The sequence below is a fragment of the Intestinibacter sp. genome, assembly GCF_022780145.1.
Classification (GTDB): Bacteria; Bacillota; Clostridia; order Peptostreptococcales; family Peptostreptococcaceae; genus Intestinibacter.
This window is the reverse complement of record NZ_JALEXO010000113.1, coordinates 1-4,726: the sequence shown is the minus strand read 5'-3', so window position 1 is coordinate 4,726 and position 4,726 is coordinate 1. Positions and strand designations below refer to the sequence as shown.

Sequence of the window (4,726 nt, the reverse complement as noted above, 5' to 3'; positions counted from 1 at the left end):
TTTGATGAATCAAGAGATACAGTTAATGTCTTTTCTCCAGTATTTACTGCACATGATTCTATTCCTGGAACATTAACTGCTAAAAGCTCTATCATTTCGGCAATGTCTTTAGTCAATGCACCTTCAACAAATAATTCTTTTTTAACTAAAGCTGCTGTACTCATATAATCCCCTTCCTTCTCTAACGTTTATACATCTCTTCTATATGGTGTAATCCACAAGCAAATATTTGACTTATATGTTCATCGTCTAATGAATAAAATACTGTCTTTCCTACTTTTCTAAATTTAACAAGTCTCGCCTGTTTTAAAACTCTAAGCTGATGTGAGATAGCAGATTGAGTCATACCCAATGCATTAGCTATATCACAAACACACATTTCTTCTTTGAATAAAATAAATATAATTTTTATTCTAGTTTGATCTCCAAATACCTTAAATAATTCAGCTAAATCTAAAAGCATTTCCTCTCCTGGCATATCTCCTTTTATTTTTTGCACAATATCTTCATGATCGTGCGTACATTCACATCCACTTATATTTTCATCATTTATATCGTATTTCATAATAATTACCTCCATATTAAACAAACATATGAATAACTGTTCATATATTATAATAATAGTCTCTTTACTTTTATTTAGCAACATATTTTCGGATTTTTTTTATTAACTTTTAATTCCATTTTGTTATGATTTATTTTTTGATTTATAAATAATTACTTTAAACATATATTTTTCACTAATTTAATATATATATTATTAGAAAAATTTTTAATTGCTTCATTTAAAGGAAAGGAGAATTTACATGAATAATAACAATAGAAAAGAAAATGTAGGCTCTAACTATATATATCCTCAGCCTTATATAGATCCTATGGTTTATTTAAATCCTTATTATTCAAATATGCAGGGATATCAATATAATAACAATCAAGGGTATATCGATTATTCTCAGTTTAACAACGGATACATCGATTACTCTCAATTCAATGAGAATCAAAATAATACTCCGCCTGAACAAAATTATGTAAAAGATGAAAATGAAGAATTGACTAATATTCCACCTGAGGAGGATTTTAATATACCTTATATACCATATTATCCACCATCAAATATGCCTAACAACACACAAAATATACCTAACATGATACTTCCAAATACTCAATATCAAGGATTACCACCAAATATGGGAAATCAAGGATTCACAAATCAAAACCAACAAAATCAAAATCCTCAAGGTATGCCAAACCAAAATTTCCAAAACATGAATATACCTTATAACCAAATGTCTTATATACATCAACCTATGCCTTATATGGGATACGTTCCTATACCAAAACCTATGTATCCTGCAAATATGTTCCCTAATATGTATCCAGAGGTATTTCCTAACATGATGTATCCGAACTACCCTTTTGTAAATATGGGTCCTGATATGTCTAATATCAATATGGAAGAATTTGATGAAGAGGAAATGTAATTTTTCATAAAGAAAGGGAGCTCACTGCTTTAAAGTGGCTCCCATTTTTATATTATTTTCAAATAATAATCTAATATCTATTTATTAGCTTTGCGGTTTCTGTTGTAGTTGATTAAGCATCCAGCTTTAACTATTTCTTTTTCATCATCTGTCATATCAGCTATGTATAAGCTTAATTCTTTGATTTCATCTCCTATAACATAAGCTTTTATGTCTTTCATATCTCCATCTAATGCTTTTCTTATATTTGGAACAAATATATAATCTCCAACCTCGAACTCAGCATCTGCTTCCATTTGGAATGGAACCATACCCCAGTTCATAACGTTTGAACGATAACGTTTAGTTGCGTATTCTTTACAGATGTTAGCAAGTCCACCCATAACTCTTTGGCAGCTAGCAGCTTGTTCACGAGCAGAACCGTCACCTGGTTTTTTAGCATAGATCATACTTCCTATTTCTATATCTTTGACGTCGTCTATACCGAATTTTTCAGTTATCTTAGCGTAAACATCAGCAAGTTTTGGATCTAAAGCTACTGGATCTTGTCCTTCTAATCTAGCTTTTTCTACTTTGTCTACTGCTTTTGTATTTCCTACGTATTCAGGGTCTCTTCTTGATAATGCAAATTCAGCTAATTTTAATGGGTTAGATCTGAATGCTGAAGTTTCTCCTGATGGTATTAATTCGTCTGTAGTTGTAACTTCATCTAATATCTTAGAACAAACCTTTAATAATATATTGTCTGCTAATGCACTCATTGCTGGCCAGTCTTTTATGTTTGGTCCGTAAACTAAATCTAATTCATCGTCAGCTTTTTGGAATCCTTGGTATACTCTGCTTCTATATGCAGAATCATCGAATTTGTATCCTGGTATATTAGCTTCATCTACTAAATCAGTTGCAGGAGTTAAGATACCTCCATTTGCTGCTGTAGCTGCTATACTTCTAGCATCCATTAATGCAACTGATGACATTTGGCCGTTTCCTGGTTTAGAACCTTCTCTGTTAGGGAAGTTTCTAGTTGTATGTCTTATACTTAAACCGTTGTTAGCTGGAGTATCTCCTGCACCGAAGCATGGTCCACAGAATGCAGTTTTTACAGTTGCACCAGATGCCATTAATGTAGATATAGCACCTTTTTCTAATAAATCCATAAATACTGGTTGAGATGATGGATATACTGCTAATGAGAATTCATCATTTCCACAGTTTTTACCTTTAAGTATTTCTGCTGCTTGCATTACACTTGTATAAGTACCACCTGAACATCCAGCTATGATCCCTTGTTGAACTTGTAATTTTCCGTCTACTATTTTGTCAGTTAGACTAAATTCTATTTCTGGATTGTCTATTAATTTTTTAGCATCTTCTTCTACTTTTGTTAGTATTTCTTCAAGATTAGCATTTAATTCATCTATTTCATATACATTGCTTGGATGGAATGGTAGAGCTATCATAGGTTTGATTTCGCTTAAATCTACATAAACTAATCCATCATAGTAAGCAATTTCTTTTGGATTTAATTCTTTGTAATCTTCTACTCTATTGTGAGCAGCTAAGTATGCTTTTGTATCTTCGTCTGTTCTCCATACAGAAGTTAAGCATGTAGTTTCAGTAGTCATAACGTCTACACCATTTCTGTAATCTGTAGTCATTGATGCAACCCCTGGTCCTACGAATTCCATTACTTTATTTTTAACGTATCCGTTTTTGAATACTTTTCCTATTATAGCAAGTGCTATATCTTGTGGTCCTACTCCTGGATGTGGTTTACCTTCTAAGTAAATAGCTACTACTCCTGGATAAGCGATATCGTAAGTGTCTTCTAGTAATTGTTTAACTAGTTCTCCACCACCTTCTCCTACTGCCATTGTTCCAAGAGCTCCGTATCTAGTGTGACTGTCTGATCCTAATATCATTTTTCCACAACCAGCCATCATTTCTCTCATGTATTGATGTATAACTGAGATATGAGCTGGAACATAGAGTCCGCCGTATTTCTTAGCAGCTGATAAACCAAACATATGGTCATCTTCGTTTATTGTTCCACCTACTGCACATAGTGAGTTGTGGCAGTTTGTAAGAACATAAGGAATTGGGAATTTTTTCATTCCTGATGCTTTTGCTGTTTGAATTATACCAACATATGTTATATCATGAGATGCCATTGCATCGAATTTTATTTTTAACTTGTCCATATCAGAAGAAGTATTATGTGCTTCTAATATTGAATAAGCTATTGTTCCTTTTTTAGCTTCTTCCTTATTTGCTTTTTTGCCTGTTAGTTGTTCAACTTTTTGAGCTTCTGATTCTTTTACTATGGCGTCACCATTTACTAGATAGACACCTTCATCGTATAATTTAATCATTTCTAATCTCCCTTTCATCTACTTTATATTATTAAAATATGTCTATATCTATTTTATTACTTTTCAATAAATTTTTCATCAAAGCTTATACTTAAAATATACTCCTATATTAGATTAAAGTCTAATATAGTTTTTTTATATGTGTTATTCCTAAAAGTTATAACATAAAAAAGTGTAAATCGAGTTATTACTTTTATAGCCTCTAATTTACACTTTACTTTTATTAAATATCTATTTTTACATTTTCTTCAACAAACTTGATAAAATCCTTGACTATTATACTCAGTTGCTTTTCTTTCGGATAAACAAGCCAAGTATTTCTCATTATATTGTTTCCATCAGAATCGAGTAATGGCATCATATGTAGATTATATTCCTTTTCAAATCCCTCTGGTAAGAAGCAACATGCATAACCAAATCCCTTATCCACTAACTGCCATGCAAACTCTATATACCCTGCAAACATGCCCACCGGTGGGTTTTCTCCGTATGTATCATTCCACCATTTATCTAAAATCTCTTTACTCTTGTCATTTGTCTTATAATCAATACGCTGCATCTTCGGCAATTCATTCAAATCAATCGGCTTTTTAGATACTATATACGCCTTATTTTGTTTCACCAAAATTTTATTTACCGGTCCTTCAAAATCCCCACATATAAACCCAAGCTCGATGTAATTTTTTAGTATCATTTTAAACAAATTATTGCTCTGATCGTTTATAATTTCAAAATTAACATTTTTATTTTTCTTTGAGTATTCAAATAATATATCTGTCAATTCAAATTTACTGTAAGTATAAGGCGAACCGACTTTTATCACACCCTGTAACTGATCTTTGTAAAGAGCCAGCCCCTCCTTTACATCCTCCA

Annotated in this window: 4 protein-coding genes; 1 reads left to right on the top strand and 3 read right to left on the bottom strand. The window is 31.9% G+C overall.

Translation table 11 applies throughout. The features are described from left to right. Positions 1-181: 181 nt before the first annotated feature. Entirely contained in the window at positions 182-565 is a 384-nt protein-coding gene (locus MR593_RS04065) for an ArsR/SmtB family transcription factor (protein WP_290687133.1), read from the bottom strand. Positions 566-806: 241 nt separating this feature from the next. Between MR593_RS04065 and MR593_RS04060 the strand changes: the two genes are divergently transcribed. Then, a complete protein-coding gene (locus tag MR593_RS04060) occupies positions 807-1,481 on the top strand; it encodes a hypothetical protein (RefSeq protein WP_290687132.1) in 675 nt (224 codons plus the stop codon). A gap of 77 nt (positions 1,482-1,558) precedes the next feature. Here MR593_RS04060 and MR593_RS04055 read toward each other — a convergent pair whose 3' ends face one another. Together MR593_RS04055 and MR593_RS04050 are read right to left on the bottom strand one after the other, a co-directional pair. Beyond that, positions 1,559-3,853 carry a hydratase gene (locus MR593_RS04055; RefSeq protein WP_290687130.1) on the bottom strand — a complete coding sequence of 765 codons (2,295 nt, stop codon included), beginning with the start codon at positions 3,851-3,853 and terminating at the stop codon, positions 1,559-1,561. Between the two features lie 223 nt (positions 3,854-4,076). Further along, positions 4,077-4,726 (bottom strand): LysR family transcriptional regulator substrate-binding protein (locus MR593_RS04050; RefSeq protein ID WP_290687129.1); only part of this gene is annotated, 650 nt, incomplete at its 5' end.

Excerpts from the sequence above, each read along its gene's own strand:
- MR593_RS04065 (WP_290687133.1), bottom strand. The coding sequence starts at position 565 with ATGAAATACGATATAAATGATGAAAATATAAGTGGATGTGAATGTACG.
- MR593_RS04060 (WP_290687132.1), top strand. The coding sequence starts at position 807 with ATGAATAATAACAATAGAAAAGAAAATGTAGGCTCTAACTATATATAT.
- MR593_RS04055 (WP_290687130.1), bottom strand. The coding sequence starts at position 3,853 with ATGATTAAATTATACGATGAAGGTGTCTATCTAGTAAATGGTGACGCC.